Annotated in this window: 19 protein-coding genes and 6 tRNA genes; 18 read left to right on the plus strand and 7 right to left on the minus strand. The window is 28.6% G+C overall.

The window, feature by feature from the left end:
* Positions 1-34: 34 nt before the first annotated feature.
* The 4 genes from rplT to thrS form a co-directional block, all read right to left on the minus strand.
* Entirely contained in the window at positions 35-391 is a 357-nt protein-coding gene (gene rplT / locus ALANTH_RS00950; protein ID WP_026802989.1) for a 50S ribosomal protein L20, read from the minus strand.
* Positions 392-489: 98 nt separating this feature from the next.
* Complete coding sequence (gene rpmI / locus ALANTH_RS00955; RefSeq protein ID WP_026802990.1) at positions 490-687, minus strand: 50S ribosomal protein L35; 198 nt, start codon at positions 685-687, stop codon at positions 490-492.
* A 143-nt stretch (positions 688-830) separates the two neighbouring features.
* Positions 831-1,325 carry a translation initiation factor IF-3 gene (gene infC, locus ALANTH_RS00960; RefSeq protein ID WP_202961021.1) on the minus strand — a complete coding sequence of 165 codons (495 nt, stop codon included), beginning with the start codon at positions 1,323-1,325 and terminating at the stop codon, positions 831-833.
* 29 nt (positions 1,326-1,354) lie between these two features.
* Positions 1,355-3,163: a threonine--tRNA ligase gene (gene thrS, locus ALANTH_RS00965; protein ID WP_026807202.1), complete on the minus strand. Its 1,809-nt coding sequence runs from the start codon at positions 3,161-3,163 to the stop codon at positions 1,355-1,357.
* 106 nt (positions 3,164-3,269) lie between these two features.
* Between thrS and ALANTH_RS00970 the strand changes: the two genes are divergently transcribed.
* Complete coding sequence (locus tag ALANTH_RS00970; RefSeq protein ID WP_026802993.1) at positions 3,270-3,776, plus strand: hypothetical protein; 507 nt, start codon at positions 3,270-3,272, stop codon at positions 3,774-3,776.
* A gap of 22 nt (positions 3,777-3,798) precedes the next feature.
* On the opposite strand, the gene ALANTH_RS00975 is transcribed toward ALANTH_RS00970, so the two are convergent.
* Entirely contained in the window at positions 3,799-4,119 is a 321-nt protein-coding gene (locus tag ALANTH_RS00975) for a hypothetical protein (protein WP_026807203.1), read from the minus strand.
* A gap of 95 nt (positions 4,120-4,214) precedes the next feature.
* Here ALANTH_RS00975 and ALANTH_RS00980 point away from each other — a divergent pair, with 95 nt between their 5' ends.
* The 17 genes from ALANTH_RS00980 to ALANTH_RS01060 all read left to right on the plus strand — a co-directional run bounded on the left by ALANTH_RS00980 (position 4,215) and on the right by ALANTH_RS01060 (position 13,661).
* Positions 4,215-5,543 (plus strand): NFACT RNA binding domain-containing protein, encoded by a 1,329-nt coding sequence (locus tag ALANTH_RS00980; protein WP_026807204.1) that lies wholly within the window; start codon positions 4,215-4,217, stop codon positions 5,541-5,543.
* A 60-nt stretch (positions 5,544-5,603) separates the two neighbouring features.
* A complete protein-coding gene (locus ALANTH_RS00985; protein ID WP_026807205.1) occupies positions 5,604-6,380 on the plus strand; it encodes a complement resistance protein TraT in 777 nt (258 codons plus the stop codon).
* Positions 6,381-6,502: 122 nt separating this feature from the next.
* The gene (locus tag ALANTH_RS00990) at positions 6,503-7,261 is read left to right on the plus strand and encodes a phosphatidate cytidylyltransferase (protein WP_026807206.1); all 759 of its coding nucleotides are present in this window, start codon (positions 6,503-6,505) and stop codon (positions 7,259-7,261) included.
* Entirely contained in the window at positions 7,258-8,325 is a 1,068-nt protein-coding gene (gene dxr, locus ALANTH_RS00995) for a 1-deoxy-D-xylulose-5-phosphate reductoisomerase (RefSeq protein WP_026807207.1), read from the plus strand. The genes ALANTH_RS00990 and dxr overlap by 4 nt, the downstream gene beginning before the upstream one ends.
* The gene (locus tag ALANTH_RS01000; RefSeq protein WP_026807208.1) at positions 8,315-8,593 is read left to right on the plus strand and encodes a hypothetical protein; all 279 of its coding nucleotides are present in this window, start codon (positions 8,315-8,317) and stop codon (positions 8,591-8,593) included. Before dxr ends, ALANTH_RS01000 begins: the two co-directional genes overlap by 11 nt.
* A gap of 3 nt (positions 8,594-8,596) precedes the next feature.
* Positions 8,597-9,148 carry an RBBP9/YdeN family alpha/beta hydrolase gene (locus tag ALANTH_RS01005; RefSeq protein ID WP_026807209.1) on the plus strand — a complete coding sequence of 184 codons (552 nt, stop codon included), beginning with the start codon at positions 8,597-8,599 and terminating at the stop codon, positions 9,146-9,148.
* Positions 9,149-9,151: 3 nt separating this feature from the next.
* Positions 9,152-10,147 (plus strand): tRNA (adenosine(37)-N6)-threonylcarbamoyltransferase complex transferase subunit TsaD, encoded by a 996-nt coding sequence (gene tsaD / locus ALANTH_RS01010; protein WP_026807210.1) that lies wholly within the window; start codon positions 9,152-9,154, stop codon positions 10,145-10,147.
* Positions 10,148-10,495: a translation initiation factor gene (locus ALANTH_RS01015; protein WP_026807211.1), complete on the plus strand. Its 348-nt coding sequence runs from the start codon at positions 10,148-10,150 to the stop codon at positions 10,493-10,495.
* Positions 10,496-10,515: 20 nt separating this feature from the next.
* On the plus strand, positions 10,516-11,901 hold the full coding sequence (locus tag ALANTH_RS01020; RefSeq protein WP_026803018.1) for an NAD(P)H-hydrate dehydratase: 1,386 nt from the start codon (positions 10,516-10,518) through the stop codon (positions 11,899-11,901).
* The gene (cutA, locus tag ALANTH_RS01025) at positions 11,898-12,209 is read left to right on the plus strand and encodes a divalent-cation tolerance protein CutA (protein WP_026803019.1); all 312 of its coding nucleotides are present in this window, start codon (positions 11,898-11,900) and stop codon (positions 12,207-12,209) included. Before ALANTH_RS01020 ends, cutA begins: the two co-directional genes overlap by 4 nt.
* Positions 12,206-12,985: a thiazole synthase gene (locus ALANTH_RS01030; protein WP_026807212.1), complete on the plus strand. Its 780-nt coding sequence runs from the start codon at positions 12,206-12,208 to the stop codon at positions 12,983-12,985. The genes cutA and ALANTH_RS01030 overlap by 4 nt, the downstream gene beginning before the upstream one ends.
* 110 nt (positions 12,986-13,095) lie before the next feature.
* Positions 13,096-13,173: transfer RNA gene (locus tag ALANTH_RS01035), tRNA-Pro, on the plus strand.
* Between the two features lie 13 nt (positions 13,174-13,186).
* Positions 13,187-13,263: transfer RNA gene (locus ALANTH_RS01040), tRNA-His, on the plus strand.
* Between the two features lie 11 nt (positions 13,264-13,274).
* Positions 13,275-13,351, plus strand: a tRNA-Arg gene (locus tag ALANTH_RS01045).
* 4 nt (positions 13,352-13,355) lie between these two features.
* Positions 13,356-13,440, plus strand: a tRNA-Leu gene (locus ALANTH_RS01050).
* A 6-nt stretch (positions 13,441-13,446) separates the two neighbouring features.
* A tRNA-Gly gene (locus ALANTH_RS01055) sits at positions 13,447-13,523 on the plus strand.
* Between the two features lie 61 nt (positions 13,524-13,584).
* Positions 13,585-13,661: transfer RNA gene (locus ALANTH_RS01060), tRNA-Arg, on the plus strand.
* A gap of 11 nt (positions 13,662-13,672) precedes the next feature.
* Here the strand turns inward: ALANTH_RS01060 and ALANTH_RS11455 are convergent.
* Positions 13,673-13,798, minus strand: coding sequence for a hypothetical protein (locus ALANTH_RS11455; protein WP_257119459.1), 126 nt, complete (start codon positions 13,796-13,798; stop codon positions 13,673-13,675).
* A gap of 90 nt (positions 13,799-13,888) precedes the next feature.
* On the minus strand, positions 13,889-15,718 hold the full coding sequence (locus tag ALANTH_RS01065; RefSeq protein ID WP_026807213.1) for a biotin/lipoyl-containing protein: 1,830 nt from the start codon (positions 15,716-15,718) through the stop codon (positions 13,889-13,891).
* Positions 15,719-15,720: the final 2 nt, after the last annotated feature.

Consider the following 15,720-nt stretch of genomic DNA (forward strand, 5'->3'; position numbering starts at 1 on the left):
AAAACCTTCCCCTTTTTTATTGTTTGCAAATTTATTATTTAAGTGCTGCTTTAGCAGTAGCTACTAAAGATGCAAATGCAGCAGAATCATTCATAGCAAAATCAGCTAAAATTTTTCTGTCTAATTCAATATTAGCTAATCTTAATCCATTTATAAATCTTGAATAGTTAATATCATTTAGTCTACAAGCTGCATTGATTCTTATAATCCATAGTTTTCTGATATCTCTTTTTTTCTGTCTTCTATCTCTATAAGCATAAACAAGGCTTCTTTCTAATTGTTCTTTAGCTTTTCTGAAGTGTTTTCTTCTTCCGCTATAAAAACCTCTTGCTAATTTTAATAGTTTTTTGTGTCTTCTTCTTCTTACAACACCAGTTTTTACTCTAGGCATATTTTTCCTTTCTTTACCGTTATTTTTAATAAGGTGTCAGCTTAGCTGAACTTGTCCATTTAAAATGGAGGGACAAAATTACTTGATATTTTAAGTAATTACGCTTTACACAATGATGAAAGAATACCATTTACATTTGTACTATGTACAGTTTGTGGTCCTCTTAAGTTTCTTTTTCTTTTTTGCGTTTTTTTAGTTAAGATGTGGCTTCTAAAAGCAGAACCTCTTTTGATAGTTCCATTTTTCTTTACTTTAAATCTTTTAACCGCACCTTTGATGCTTTTCATTTTTGGCATAAAGAAATCCTTTCAAATAAATTTGCATTTTCATTAATTTCATGAAAAAGTTTTGGATTATACTGAAAAAAAGTTTAGTAATAAATTAAATTGTTTTATTCATTGGTAAAAGAAGAGATATTATTTCTCTTCTTTTGAGTAGATTAATCTTTTTTAGGTGTTACAAGAAGATTAACATATCTTCCTTCTAATTTTGGTTCTTTATCCATAACAGCTATATCTTCAACCATAGTCCAAATTTTATTTAAAACTTCAACTCCAGCTTCTGGATTTGCCATTTCTCTTCCCTTCAAGAATACTCTAAATTTAACATGATTTCCTTCTTCAAGAAATTCTCTTGCATGTTTAACTTTATAGCTAACATCATTTTCAGCAATTTTAACAGATAGTTTTATTTCTTTTATAACAATAACTTTTTGATTTTTCTTTGCTTCTTTTTTCTTTTTTTCTTGTTGATATCTAAATTTACCATAATCCATAATTTTAGCAACAGGAGGTTTCCCATCTGGAGCTATTAAAACTAAATCAAGTCCAGCATCTTCAGCTAAAGCTAAAGCTTCGCTTGTTGGAATTATTCCATGATTTGTTCCATCATCACTTGTACACCGAACTTCTTTTGCTGTAATCATTTCATTCATGATTACATCATCTTTTCTTTTGTCTTTACTCAAATTCTACTCCCCTTCATTATTTCATTTAAAAGTTTTATAAACTCAACTTTACTTAGGTTAGATTGTTCTCTTTTTCTTCTATCTCTTAAAGCAATAGTTTGGTTTGCTACTTCATCATCACCAATTACAACTATCATTGGAACTCTTTGTTTTTCTGCCATTCTAATTCTTTTGTTTAGACTTTCATTCATATCAAAAATTTCAGAATCTATACTATTTTCTAAAAGTTCTTTTTGTAACTCTTTTGCATAAGCCACATGAGGTTCAGCAATTGGAACAAAAATAACTTGTGTGGGAGCAATAGCAAATGGAAACTCACCAGCACAGTGTTCTGTTAAAATACCTATAAATCTTTCAAAAGAACCAAGAATAGCTCTATGTATCATAACTGGCTGTTCTTTTTCCCCTTTATCATTTATAAATTCAACATTAAATCTTGAAGGTAAATTCATATCGACTTGAACAGTTCCACATTGCCATTTTCTTCCAATAGCATCAAGAATTTTGATATCTATTTTTGGTCCATAGAAAGCTCCACCACCTTCGTCAATACCATATTTTATATTTTTTTCATCAAGTGCATTCATGATACCTTTTGTAGATTTTTCCCAGAAAGTATCATCTCCTATAGCTTTTTCAGGTTTTGTAGAAACTTCTATTTCATATTTGAAATCAAATAATTTTAGTAAGCTATCAACAAATTCTAAAACTTCAAAAATTACTTCTTTAATTTGATTTTGTGTACAGAAAATATGTGAATCATCTTGAGTGAATTCTCTTACTCTAAATAATCCATGCATTGCTCCACTCATTTCATGTCTATGAACAACACCATATTCAAAAAGTTTTTTTGGTAACTCTTTGTATGAAACAAGACTATTTTTAAATATTTGAATATGACCAACACAGTTCATAGGTTTGATACCATATTCTTGTTCATCAATAGTTGTGAAATACATATTCTCTTTGTAGTTTGCATAGTGTCCAGATATTTTCCACATTTCTGATTTTAAAATTTCAGGACCACGAACTGGTTCATAGCCTCTTATTCTATGGGCTTTATATAAAATATGTTCTAGTTTACTTCTAAGTCTTGCTCCATTTGGTAGCCACATAGGAAGTCCAGCTCCTACATCATCATTAAATGTAAATAGTTCTAGTTCAGTTCCTAATTTTCTATGGTCTCTTTTTTTTGCTTCTTCAATCATTGTTACATAGTCATTTAAAGCTTTCTTATCAAAAAATGAGATACCATAAATTCTCGTTATCATTTCATTTTTTTCATCACCACCAAGATATGCTCCTGCAACTCTTGTAAGTTTAAAACTTCTAATCATTCTAGTATTTGGTAAGTGTGGACCTCTACATAAGTCTTTAAAATCACCTTGTTTATAAACAGTTATAACTTCATCTTTAATATTTTTTAAAACAGCTTGTTTTAGCTCATCATTTTTAAACTCTTCATAAAATTCTTCTCTAGTTGTTTCATGTCTAGTTATAGGAAGTTTTCTATCTGCAAGTTCTTTCATCTTTTTTTCAATTTTTGTTAAGTCTTCATCTGAAATCTTATTATCTACTTTAAAATCGTAATAAAATCCTTCATTTACAACTGGACCAACAAAAAATTTTGCTTCTGGATAAAGTTCTTTTATAGCTTGTGCCATTAAGTGAGCTGTTGAGTGTCTTAATATTTCTAAAGATTCTTTCGAATCATCGGCTTTAATTGTATCTCCACTAATATTTAAAGCCTCTGCAGTCTGAAGGTCATATATTTGACCATCTTTTAATACTCCAATAGGTTCCAATAATTTCCTTTTCTAATTTTGTTTAAAGTTGCGAATATTCTATCTCAAAATCACTTAATTTATTTAAAATATACTCTAATTTAGTAAAAATAAGTTACAATTTGGAATGATTTTAAATATTTCAAAAATAAAAACAGAAGCCTTATTACTGTTTTGTAAAGATTTGATAAACTCTTATAAAGATATTGAACCAGCTTCAAATACTGATAAAATATTACATGAAGAGTTTAAAAAAATAAATAATGAGATATTAGTACAGCTTTCGTTTCTCACAAATGATTCAAAATATTATTTGAATAATCAAAAGAATTTTAAAATTAAAGCTATTTTAAAATGTTATAGTTTTTTAAGTAATGAATTGAGTAAAAATTTAAAAGAAAATGAAGAGTTTAATCCTTCAATGTTATATTTTTCTTTCCTTGCTCTTTGGTTTAAAGAATTAAATAAAGAGAGTAATAGTAAAGAATTTATATATTTTACTTTATATCCATATTCAAATATATATGATAAATTCTTAGTAAAAGTTAAAGATATTCAATATAAAAGTATAAATATAAAAATGATAGATTTAGCAGAAAAAATAGTGTATAAATATGATAGTGTATCTTTATAAAAGGTTTTAAACCTTTTATAAATTAGCAAGAAGGTACATTTCCTGAATCTTTAGCAAACTCTATAGAAAAATCCATAATATGCTCAATTAAGCTTTCTTTTACATCACCAGCTTTTACATTTGGACAAATTTTAATAATCTCAGCTTCACCTTTTCCATCAGCTTTGATTTCTCTCCACTCTTCTTGCGTATGTTTTAATGCAAATTTTGCTCCATCCATTCCACAAGGTTCTTTTAAAAATTTAATAAAAGCCTTTTGTCCTTTTGCAGAGTCTGCAAATAGAGAAGTTGAAGATAGACCTAATATCAAACTACTTGCTGCTAATATTTTTAATAATTTCATATGACACTCCTAAATTTATTTCAGGTACAATTATAACTACTAGATATAAAAATCATCTGAAATATATAGTTAAAATTAAAAATAAAGAGAAAAATATGAAGTATTTTATACTAAAAGAAATAGTCAATTATTTAAAAGATAAAGCCGAAATTATCAAAGTTATAAGGCGAATTGATAATAATATAATTATAATAGAATTTAATAATAAAAATATTATATATTTTGATTTATCTAAAACAAATGCTACCATTTTTAAATCAAAAGATATAATATCATCTAAAAGAGATTTTAATGCTCCTTTTGATGTAGTTCTACAAAAAAGATTTTATAATGCAAAAATAGAAGATATTGAACTTTATAATGAGGATAAAATCATAAATATCAAAGTATCTTCTTCCTCTTCATATAAAAAACAGAATACTATCTTACAATTAGAATTTACAGGAAAATATACAAATATTATTATTTTAGATGAAGATAGGGTTATTTTAGAGGCTTTAAGGCATATTGATGAATATTCATCTTTTAGGGTTGTAAAAGTTGGAGTTAAGTTACAAGAAATACCTAAAAAAGAGTTTATTCCTAAAATTGAAAAGATAGATAATATTGAAGATTATTTATATAGAGTTTATGAAGAAAAAGAGAAAGAGAATTTAGAACTTGTTAAAAAACAAAAAATTCAAATAATAGATAAAAATATAAATAAATTAGAAAATATATTAAAATCTTTACCTAAAAAAGAAGATTTAGAAAGAGAATCAAATGAACTTTATACTAAATCAAATCTTATTCTAGCAAATTTACATAATATATCTGCATACCAAAAATCATTGGAAATTGAAGATTATGATGGGAATTTTATAAAAATAGATTTAGATAATATGCAAAATCCATCAAGATACACAAATGAACTTTTTAAAAAAGCAAAGAGAATAAAACAAAAGGCTCAAAATATTTGTATTGAAGAAGATAATTTAAAAGAAAAATTAGAGTATCTAAAAAGATTAAATATAAATTTAAAAAATTCAAATTCAATTGAAGAGTGTGAATTCTTATATCCTAAAAAAGAAAAAAATCAGATCAAAACAAAAAAAGAGAAAAATTATGAGAGTTTCTTTTTTGAAGGGTATAAAATAATGATGGGAAGCAATGAAAGAGAAAATATATATTTACTTGAGAATTCAAAAGCTAGTGATTTTTGGTTTCATTTAAAAGATAGGCCATCTTGCCATGTTATAGTACAAAATAGTAAAAAAGAGTTACCAAAGTCTATTATAGAAAAAGCTGCAATATTATGTGCTAAGTTTAGCGTAGATTTTGGAGGCAATTATGAGGTTGATTATACACAAAGAAGGAATATAAAAATACAATTTGGTGCAAATGTTTTATACAATCCTTATGAAACAATATCAATAAAAATATAGAAATTATTGATTTTTAGTTTCATTAAGATAGAATAACGTTTTATTAAAAAAGGAGATAAAATGATTAAATTTAAAGGTTTAGGTTTAAGCATTGTTGCAGCAACTATATTATTTACAGGTTGTGCTACAACAGAACTTCAAACTAATGCAAAAATGACACAAAGTGTTTTTATAAATCCAGTTAAGAAAGAGTTAAGAACTGTATTTATATCTACAAAAAATACAAGTGGGCAAAAAATAAATCTTGAAAATACTATTATATCTGAGCTTCAAGCAAAAGGATATAAAGTTGTTGATGATCCAGATGCAGCAACTTATGTTTTATTAACAAATGTTTTATATTGTGATAAAAAGCAAGAGAATAATGCTGGTGCTGGTGCTTTAGGTGCTGGTGCAGTTGGTGCTGGAGTTGCAGGATATAACAATAGTGGTGCAGGTGGTACGATAGCTGCTGGTTTAGGTGCCGCATTAATAGGTGGTTTACTTGCAAAAGCAACAGAAGATACAATTTATCAAATGCAAGTTGATATTGTAATTAGAGAAAAAGCTAAAGGCCCTGTTTATGCTTCAAATTCAAATGTTGCTGGACAATCAAGTGTTAAAGATGGTAATAAATCAGGTTTTATTAATAGCTTTGGTGGAAAAGCAAAAGATGTAAATGCTACGGGTCAATTGAATTCAAATATGGCAAATGCACAAACACAAAGTTTTGAAGCTGACTATATTGAACACAAAACAATGATGTTTGCTGAAGCTACAAAAATGAATTTAACTTTAGACGAAGCAACTCCAATTTTAGAAAAACAAATTTCAAATCAAATTTCTGGATTATTTTAATAAATTATACTCAAAATTTTATTTTGAGTGTAATTTTCCCCCTCTTAAAAATTAATAATAAATATAATTAAAAGCCAAATTTTAGTAGAATAATGTAATTTTCAATTTAAGGTTTATTAGATATGCTAGAAATTTTGGGTGGATTATCAACACGAGTTAAAACAGGTATTGTTTTAATAATAGTAATGTTATTAATTGGTTACATAGATTCATATTTTATCTTTTGGTTAGTATTTGGAATCATACTTATGATTTCAGTTTCAGAAGCAAAGAATTTATATAAATTAGAAGGAAATAGTATATATATTTACATTTCTTTACTTTGGTTAGCTGTATACTTTTATCCAATGCCAGTAGATTTAATATTCATTGTAGCATTAGGATATGCTTCACAACTTGCATATAAGAGAAAACTTGATAAAAAAATGTTCCTACCTCTATTTTATCCAACAGCATCATTTGTATTTTTGATGGCACTTTATAGTGAATTTGGAGTTATGGTATTATTTTGGTTATTAATTATTGTTGCAGCTACTGATATTGGGGCCTACTTTGTAGGAAGAACTTTTGGTAAAACTCAATTTTGTGAAACAAGTCCAAATAAAACTTTAGAGGGTGTTATTGGTGGAATGATATTTGCAGTTATTTTAGGAACTTTAACTTCTATAAATGATATAGGAATATTAGGTGCTATTATAGTTTCAGCTATTGTATCTTTATCTTCAATTTTTGGAGATTTATATGAGAGTTATTTAAAAAGAGAAGCTGGAGTAAAAGATAGTGGGAATATTTTACCAGGACATGGTGGAGTTTTAGATAGAGTTGATGGATATTTATTTGGTGCAATAGTAATGCTTGTATTATTAAGGATAATTATTTGATACTTCTTGGAAGTACAGGCTCAATAGGAGTTAATACTTTAGCAATAGCAAAAAAATATAGTTTGAATATTGAAGTTTTAGTAGCTGGAAAAAATATAGAGCTATTAAATAAACAAATAAAAGAGTTTAAGCCTAAGAAAGTTGTAGTTGGTTTTGAAAGTGATATAAAACTTGTAAATCATAAAAATGTAACATTTGGAGAAGAAGCTATTTTAGAAGTAATTGAAAATAGTTCTTCAAAAACTGTTGTAAATGCTTTAGTTGGGTTTTTAGGATTAAAGCCAACTTTAAAAGCTATAGAATGTGGGAAAAAAGTAGCTTTAGCAAATAAAGAATCATTAGTTGTTGCAGGAAAGTTTATAGACCAGTCTAATTTAAGTCCAATTGATAGTGAACATTTTGGGCTTTGGTATCTGCTTCAAGATAAAAAAATTGAATCAATGACAATAACTGCAAGTGGAGGTTCTTTTAGAGATTATCCTCTTGAATCTTTAAAAAATGTATCAATAAAAGAAGCCCTAAATCATCCAAACTGGAAAATGGGGAATAAAATAACAATAGATAGTGCAACAATGACAAATAAAATATTTGAATTAATAGAAGCAGCTTGGCTTTTTAGTACAAAAAGACTTGATGCAATAATAGAGAGAAAATCATTAATTCATGCATTAGTAAATTTTAAAGATGGAAGTACAACAGCTCATATTGCAAATGCTTCTATGCAACTTCCTATTGCTTATGCAATTTTAGGTAAAGTAGAAGAAGAGATTTTAAAACCAGTTGATTTATTAGAAGTTGGTATATTAGAATTCCAAAAAATAGAAAAAGATAGATATCCAATTTGGCAATATAAAGATGAAATTATAAATAATCTTGATTTGGGTGTTGTTTTAAATGCTTCTAATGAAGTAGCTGTTGGAAAGTTTTTAAGTGGACAAATAGGATTTCTAGATGTTTCAGAAATATCAATGAAAGCTTTAGAAAAATTCAATAATATAAAAATAAATTCAATAGATGATATTTTTCAAATTGATAAAGAAGTGAGAAATTATTGTGGAGGTTGATTTACTTATACCTTTTGGAATTTTAATAGTTTTAGTAATATATTTAATTTATACTAGAACAAAATTTGAAAAAGATATTGTAAATCTATATGATAAAAAATTTGAAGAGTGGAAAGAACAAAATCCAACAACAAATGAAGTTAAATCTCATAAAGAGTTTGTTGGATTAGTTTTTAAAGAAGATTACAAAATAAGTATTGAATTAATTGATAAAAGTATAGAAGATAGACTAAGAAGAGGAAAATTTGATATTATTTGTAAGGAATAGAAAATGAGTAAAAAAGTATTAATTCTTCATGGGCTTAGTGGAAGTGCATATCCACATTGGCAAGCTCATCTAGCACAAGATTTGATGAAAGAAAATTATATTGTATCTTTTCCTGAACTTCCAAATAAAAATAGTCCAGATTTACAAGAATGGAAAGATTTTGTAAAGAATGAGATAAAACATTTTAGTCCAGATATTGTAGTTTGTCATTCTTTAGCAAATATTTTATGGTTTCATATTTGTGATGAACTTGATATAGAACTTGATAAACTTATGTTAGTTGCTCCTGTAAGAAATGAAGAGTTAAAAGAAGCAAAAACTTTTTTCCCTTATCCTGAGTCAAAGAATTTAAGAGCAAAAGAGATTATAATGGCTTGTTCTACAAATGATCCATATATGAGTTTAGAAGAAGCAATAACTTTACAAAGTAAGTTAAATATAGGTATGAAAATTATGGAAAATGCTGGACATATTAATCCATCTGCTGGATTTGGAAAACTTGATTGTGCACTAGATTGGATAAAAAGAGAAGATATTTGTGAAAAACAAGGATAATTTATGATATTAGCGATTGAAAGTTCATGTGATGATAGTTCTATTTCTATTACAAAAATAGATACTTTAGAACTGATTTTTCATAAAAAAATATCACAAGAACTACAACATAGTATTTATGGAGGTGTTGTTCCTGAACTTGCAGCAAGATTGCATATTGAAGCACTACCTAAAATCCTTGAAGAGTGTAAAGATTATTTTTCACAATTAAAAGCTATTGCAGTTACAAATTCTCCTGGTCTTAGTGTAACTTTAACAGAAGGTGTTGCTATGGCAAAGGCTTTGAGTATTTCTTTAAACCTTCCATTAATTGCTGTAAATCATTTAAAAGGGCACATTTATTCACTTTTTATAGAAAAGGAAGAAATTTTACCAATAACAGTTTTGCTAGTATCTGGTGGACACACACAGATAATAGAAGCAAATAGCTTAAATGATATGAAAGTAATAGCAACTACAATAGATGATAGTTTTGGAGAGAGTTTTGATAAAGTTTCGAAAATGCTAAATCTTGGTTATCCAGGTGGACCAGTAGTAGAAAAATATGCACAAAAAGGAAATAGTGATAGATTTGATTTACCAGTACCACTATCTCAAAGTCCAAAAATAGAGTTTAGTTATTCTGGGCTTAAAAATGCAGTAAGATTAAAAATCGAAGATCTTGAACGCACCAATTTAATTGAGCAAGATAAATATGATATTTGTGCAAGTTTTCAAAAAACAGCTTCAAATCATATCTTGCAAAAATTAAAAAAACTATTTAAACAAAGAGCTCCTAAAAATTTTGCAATAGTTGGTGGAGCAAGTGCAAATATATATTTAAGAAGTCAAATTGAAAAGCTTTGTTTAGATTTTGGTGTAAAATTATATTTAAGTGAATTAAAATATTGTTCAGATAATGCAGCTATGATTGGAAGAGTTGCTGTTGAACAATATAAAGAAAAAGATTTTATAAAAATAAATGAAATAGATATAAAAACAAGAGTAAAGGAGCTATAAATGAGTTTATCAAGTAAATTAGCTTTGGGGCTTGGTGCAAAGCTTGATGGTAATAATTTTGATACAAAAAAAGAAGATAAAAAAAATCCTAAAAAAGAAGAGAAAATTCTTTTATCGAAAAATCAACATCAATTAGTTTTTTCTTTTGAAAAAAGAAATGGAAAACCAGTTACAATAGTTGGAAGATTTCAAATTGAAGATGAAAAAAGAAAAGATATTTTAAAATTACTTAGAACTCAACTTGCATGTGGTGGTTCAATAAAAGGCGAGAATATAGAAATTCAAGGTGAATTAAAAGATAAAATTAGAATAATTTTAGTTGATAATGGTTGGAAATTTAAAAACTAAAAATTAAAAGGAGAAAGCTCATGCAAAAAATATTTGATGAGGTAAATAGCCTAGATAAAAGAGCTTACGAAAAGTTTCTTTTAAGTGAGGATATTTTGATGGAACATGCAGCTTTCTCTATTTATACTTATATAAGAGATAACTTTAAAGAAAATAGTACAGTTTTAATCATTTGTGGAAGTGGAAACAATGGAGCAGATGGTTTGGCTCTAGCAAGACTTTTATACAAAAAATATAATGTAAAAATATATTTAGCAAATAATCCAAAATCTTCTATGGCAAAAATTCAATACCAAAGAGTAAAAAGTTTAGATATTACTATAATTGATGAACTATTTGAAGCAGATATTTTAGTTGATTGTATATTTGGGACTGGATTAAATAAAGTTTTAGATGATAATAATAAATCTTTAATATCAAAACTAAATAGTTTTAACTCTTTTAAAATAGCTTGTGATATCCCAAGTGGTATAAATAATTTAGGACAAATTGAAAGTGTTGTATTCAAAGCTGATTTAACTTTAACTATGGGGGCTTTAAAACTTTCACTTTTTGGTGATATGGTAAAAGATTTTGTAGGTCAAATAAAAGTTTGTGATTTAGGAATACAAAGAGAAGTTTATGAAGTAGAAGCAGATAAATTTTTACTTGAAGAAAGTGATATGAAACTTCCATTTAGAGATAAAAACAATTCACATAAAGGAACTTTTGGCCATACAAATATTATAGTTGGTTCAAAAAAAGGTGCAGGAATTATTTCTAGTAGCTCAGCTTTTGCATTTGGATCTGGATTGGTAACGGCTATTTCAAAAGAAGAGTTAAATTTACCATATCATATTATGCAAGATAAAAAAATTAGTCAAAATTGTACAGCTATTGCTATTGGAATGGGGTTATTTGATTATAAAAAAGATGATATTGAAGATATTTTAAGAACAGATATTTTAAAAGTAATAGATGCAGATTTGTTTTACGAAAAATTAATTTTAAAATATTTAGATGAAAAAGTTGTATTAACTCCACATCCAAAAGAGTTTATTTCTCTTTTAAATCTTTCAAAAATTGCTGATGTCTCTATTGAAGAGTTACAAAAGAATAGATTTTTATATGTAGAAAAGTTTTGTAAAAAATATCCTAAAATAGTACTTTTATTAAAAGGTACAAATGTAATAATTGCACAAAAAGATAAAATATATATCAATAGTTTTGGGAATTCAGTTTTAAGTAAAGGTGGAAGTGGAGATGTATTAAGTGGTTTAATAGCTTCTCTTTTATCACAAGGTTATAATAGATTAGAAGCTTGCATAACTGCTAGTTTAGCACATACAAAGGCATCAAATAATTACTCTAAAAACAATTATTCTTTAAGTCCAGAAGATTTAATAGAAGAGATAAGAGATTTATGAATTGTGTACTTATCCAAACAACTTGTTCTTCAAAAAATGAAGCGAAGAACATAGCTAAAGTTTTAGTAGAAGAGAAATTAGCAGCTTGTATTCAACTAATGGAAATTGAGTCAATATATAGTTGGGATTATAAACTATGTTGTGATAATGAAACACTTTTAAATATAAAAACCAAAAAAGAGCTTTTTTCTAAAGTCAAAAGCAAAATCTTAGAGCTTCATAGTTATGATGTACCAGAAATTATTGAGTTAGATATTTCAAATATTAATGAAGATTATTTAAAATTTATAAAGGAAAATACAATATGAATGATATATTAAAAATTGGGAAATATGAGTTAAATAGTAGATTAATTGTTGGAAGTGGAAAATATAAAGATTTTACCACAACAAGAGAAGCAACACTTGCAAGTGGAAGTGAGCTTATAACTGTTGCCATAAGAAGAGTAAATATTACAAATCCAAATGAAGAGAATTTATTAGATTATTTTAAAGATACAAATATTAAATTTTTACCAAATAGTGCAGGGTGTAAAAATTCAGATGAAGCTGTTACAACTTTTAGGCTTATGAGAGAAGCAACAGGAATAGATTTGATAAAACTTGAGATTATTGGTGATTTTAGTAAAACTTTATATCCTGATGTAATTGAAACTTTAAAAGCTTGTGAAATACTTAAAAAAGATGGTTTTACAGTTATGGCATATACAAGTGATGATTTAATTGTTGCTAAAAGACTAGAAGATGCTGGAGCAGATGCTATTATGCCTTTGGCAGCACCTATTGGAAGTGGCTTAGGAGTTCAAAATAGATATAATGTAGCTTTTATAAAAGATGCAGTAAAGGTTCCAGTTATTGTTGATGCTGGAGTTGGTTGTGCAAGTGATGCAACTATTTGTATGGAACTTGGAGCTGATGGAGTTTTAACAAATACAGCAATTGCTTGTGCGAATGACCCAATTTTAATGGCACAAGCTATGAAACATGCAGTAGTTGCAGGAAGAATAGGGTATAAAGCAGGAAGAATAGCTAAAAAGCCTTATGCTAGTGCTAGTTCTCCACTTGATGGATTAATTCAATTTTAGTGATTATTAGAGAAATTAAGAGAAATTCATAATTTTCTTTAATTTCTCTTGACAAATCTTAAAATATATAATATAATTCCGTCCACTTTTTGTAATAGAAAGTTGTTTGTCGGGGCGTAGCGCAGTCTGGTTAGCGCACCTGGTTTGGGACCAGGGGGCCGGAGGTTCGAATCCTCTCGCCCCGACCATTTATATTTTATGGTAGATATAGCTCAGTTGGTTAGAGCATCGGGTTGTGGTTCCGAGGGTCGTGGGTTCGAGCCCCATTATCTACCCCATTTATTTTTATGCTTCCATAGCTCAGCTGGATAGAGCAACGCCCTTCTAAGGCGTAGGCCGTACGTTCGAATCGTACTGGGAGTACCACTTTGCGGATGTGGTGAAATTGGTATACACGCCAGACTTAGGATCTGGTGCCTCACGGTGTGAGAGTTCGAGTCTCTCCATCCGCACCACTTTAAGCGGGAGTAGCTCAGTTGGCTAGAGCTTCTGCCTTCCAAGCAGACTGTCGCGAGTTCGAGTCTCGTCTCCCGCTCCACTAAAGCCTTATGTAAAGAGTAAACAACTTTTTATATAAGGCTTTTTTTATTTCTCTTTGTGCTTCCATAGCTCAGCTGGATAGAGCAACGCCCTTCTAAGGCGTAGGCCGTACGTTCGAATCGTACTGGGAGTACCATTTTAAATAAGTTAAAAAACTTTTCCTCCAACATTCATTCCAACTTGTCCACTACTATTTATATGTGCACCAGCAAAACAACCATTAAAAAGAAACAAGATTGTAGTTAATAAAATTATATATATTATGTTCTTCATATATTCTCTTTAGATTTAATTATGATAGTTTAGTGAAGATTTGATTTAAAAAGTATTAGATAGAGAATATTACTCTATCTAATTTAGGCATTAAGCAATAACAGCTAGAGTTTGACCTTCTTCAACTGCTTTAGAAGGTTCAACAAGAATTTTAGTTATTGTTCCTGAAACTGGTGCTGTAATATCTATCTCCATTTTCATAGCTTCTAAGATCATTATTTGTTGGTCTTTTTCTACTTTATCCCCTTCTTTTACAAGTATTTTCCATACATTACCATTTACTGCTGCTGGTACTTCTGTCCCATTATATACTGGTTTTGTAGGTACTTGTTGAACTGGCGTTGCTTGAACTGCTTGTTGTACAACCTGAGGTTGCACTACTGGCTGTGCTACTTGAATATTGTCTACTATTCCATCTGCTACTGTTACATTAAATCTTTGTCCATCTACTATTACTGTGTAATTCCCATTTGCCATTTTCTTTTCTCCTTTTTTATTAGTACAATTTTTAGTTTCATTTTTTCTTACATTTAAAGGGGCTTCACCTTTTAAAAATGCAATACCTTTTTCATCACAAGCAGCAGCTATAAAAATATTTTCTTCTGTTGCTTCTATTCCCTCTAGTTCTAATCTTTGTTTCCAAACATCAATTTTTTTCTTTGGATCAGCATCTGCTAAATCTAAAGGATTCTTTGTAGTTGGTTCAAGTTTTAACTTCTCACTTGCTAATTTTATAATATCTTTATCCGCTGGAACTGGTGTTTTACCAAAGTAACCTAAAACCATTCTTCCATACCCAGGTGCTATTTGTTTCCATGGGCCAAACATAACATTTGCATAAGCTTGTTGCCAATAAAATTGTGAAACAGGTGTAACACTTGTTCCAAATCCACCTTTTATAACTACTTCTTGCATAGCTTTTATTACATCTGGGAATTTATCTAAAGTTCCATTATCTCTCATCATCTGCGTATTTGCAGTTAAAGCACCACCAGGCATTGGAGAGAATGGAATAAGTGGAGATACTTGAGTAGCTTCTGGTGGTAAGAAGTAATCTTTTAAACAATCAGCTAAAACTTCTTCATATTGAAGGATTTTATCTATTTGTAAACCACCTAAATCATAATTCATCCCTTTTGTTGCATGAAGAAGTGTTAGAATATCAGGTTGAGATGTCCCTCCACTAACTGGGCTTGCTGCTAAATCAATACCATCTGCACCTGCATCTAAAGCTGCCAAATAACAAGCAACTGAAACTCCAGCAGTTTCATGAGTGTGTAATCTAATATGTATTTTATCACCTAAAAGCTTTCTAGCCATTTTTATAGTATCATAAACTTTTTGAGGACTTGAAGTACCACTTGCATCTTTAAAACAAATAGAATCAAAAGGTAATCCACTATTTAGTATATCTCTTAGAGTTTTTTCATAAAATGGTACATCATGAGCACCAGTACAGTTTGGTGGTAAGTCCATCAAAGTCACAACAACTTCATGTTTTAAACCATGATTTTTGATACATTGTGCAGAATATTCTAAATTTTGAACATCATTTAAAGCATCAAAATTTCTAATAGTAGTAGTTCCATGTTTTGCAAAAAGTTTTGCATGTAAGTCTATCAATTCTCTGCTTCCTGTATCTAGCATAACAGTATTGATTCCACGAGCTAGAGTTTGTAAATTTGCATCTGGACCAACAATTTGCCTAAATCTATCCATCATATCAAATGCATTTTCTTGTAAATAGAAGAATAAACTTTGGAATCTTGCTCCTCCACCAAATTCAAAGTGAGTTATTCCTGCCTCTTTTGCAGCTTCAACAGCTGGAAAAAAGTCATTCATTAATACTCTTCCTCCAAAGACTGATTGGAAACCATCTCTAAAAGTTGTATCCATAATATCAATATATTTTTTAGCCATAC

It is taken from the genome of Aliarcobacter lanthieri (genome assembly GCF_013201625.1).
GTDB classification, from domain to species: domain Bacteria; phylum Campylobacterota; class Campylobacteria; order Campylobacterales; family Arcobacteraceae; genus Aliarcobacter; species Aliarcobacter lanthieri.

What these genes read in the sequence shown, in the direction of transcription:
- rplT (WP_026802989.1), bottom strand. Translation starts at nt 391, where the DNA reads ATGCCTAGAGTAAAAACTGGTGTTGTAAGAAGAAGAAGACACAAAAAA.
- rpmI (WP_026802990.1), bottom strand. Translation starts at nt 687, where the DNA reads ATGCCAAAAATGAAAAGCATCAAAGGTGCGGTTAAAAGATTTAAAGTA.
- infC (WP_202961021.1), bottom strand. Translation starts at nt 1,325, where the DNA reads ATGAATGAAATGATTACAGCAAAAGAAGTTCGGTGTACAAGTGATGAT.
- ALANTH_RS00970 (WP_026802993.1), top strand. Translation starts at nt 3,270, where the DNA reads ATGATTTTAAATATTTCAAAAATAAAAACAGAAGCCTTATTACTGTTT.
- ALANTH_RS00975 (WP_026807203.1), bottom strand. Translation starts at nt 4,119, where the DNA reads ATGAAATTATTAAAAATATTAGCAGCAAGTAGTTTGATATTAGGTCTA.
- ALANTH_RS00980 (WP_026807204.1), top strand. Translation starts at nt 4,215, where the DNA reads ATGAAGTATTTTATACTAAAAGAAATAGTCAATTATTTAAAAGATAAA.
- ALANTH_RS00985 (WP_026807205.1), top strand. Translation starts at nt 5,604, where the DNA reads ATGATTAAATTTAAAGGTTTAGGTTTAAGCATTGTTGCAGCAACTATA.
- ALANTH_RS00990 (WP_026807206.1), top strand. Translation starts at nt 6,503, where the DNA reads ATGCTAGAAATTTTGGGTGGATTATCAACACGAGTTAAAACAGGTATT.
- ALANTH_RS01005 (WP_026807209.1), top strand. Translation starts at nt 8,597, where the DNA reads ATGAGTAAAAAAGTATTAATTCTTCATGGGCTTAGTGGAAGTGCATAT.
- tsaD (WP_026807210.1), top strand. Translation starts at nt 9,152, where the DNA reads ATGATATTAGCGATTGAAAGTTCATGTGATGATAGTTCTATTTCTATT.
- ALANTH_RS01015 (WP_026807211.1), top strand. Translation starts at nt 10,148, where the DNA reads ATGAGTTTATCAAGTAAATTAGCTTTGGGGCTTGGTGCAAAGCTTGAT.
- ALANTH_RS01020 (WP_026803018.1), top strand. Translation starts at nt 10,516, where the DNA reads ATGCAAAAAATATTTGATGAGGTAAATAGCCTAGATAAAAGAGCTTAC.
- cutA (WP_026803019.1), top strand. Translation starts at nt 11,898, where the DNA reads ATGAATTGTGTACTTATCCAAACAACTTGTTCTTCAAAAAATGAAGCG.
- ALANTH_RS01030 (WP_026807212.1), top strand. Translation starts at nt 12,206, where the DNA reads ATGAATGATATATTAAAAATTGGGAAATATGAGTTAAATAGTAGATTA.
- ALANTH_RS11455 (WP_257119459.1), bottom strand. Translation starts at nt 13,798, where the DNA reads ATGAAGAACATAATATATATAATTTTATTAACTACAATCTTGTTTCTT.
- ALANTH_RS01065 (WP_026807213.1), bottom strand. Translation starts at nt 15,718, where the DNA reads ATGGCTAAAAAATATATTGATATTATGGATACAACTTTTAGAGATGGT.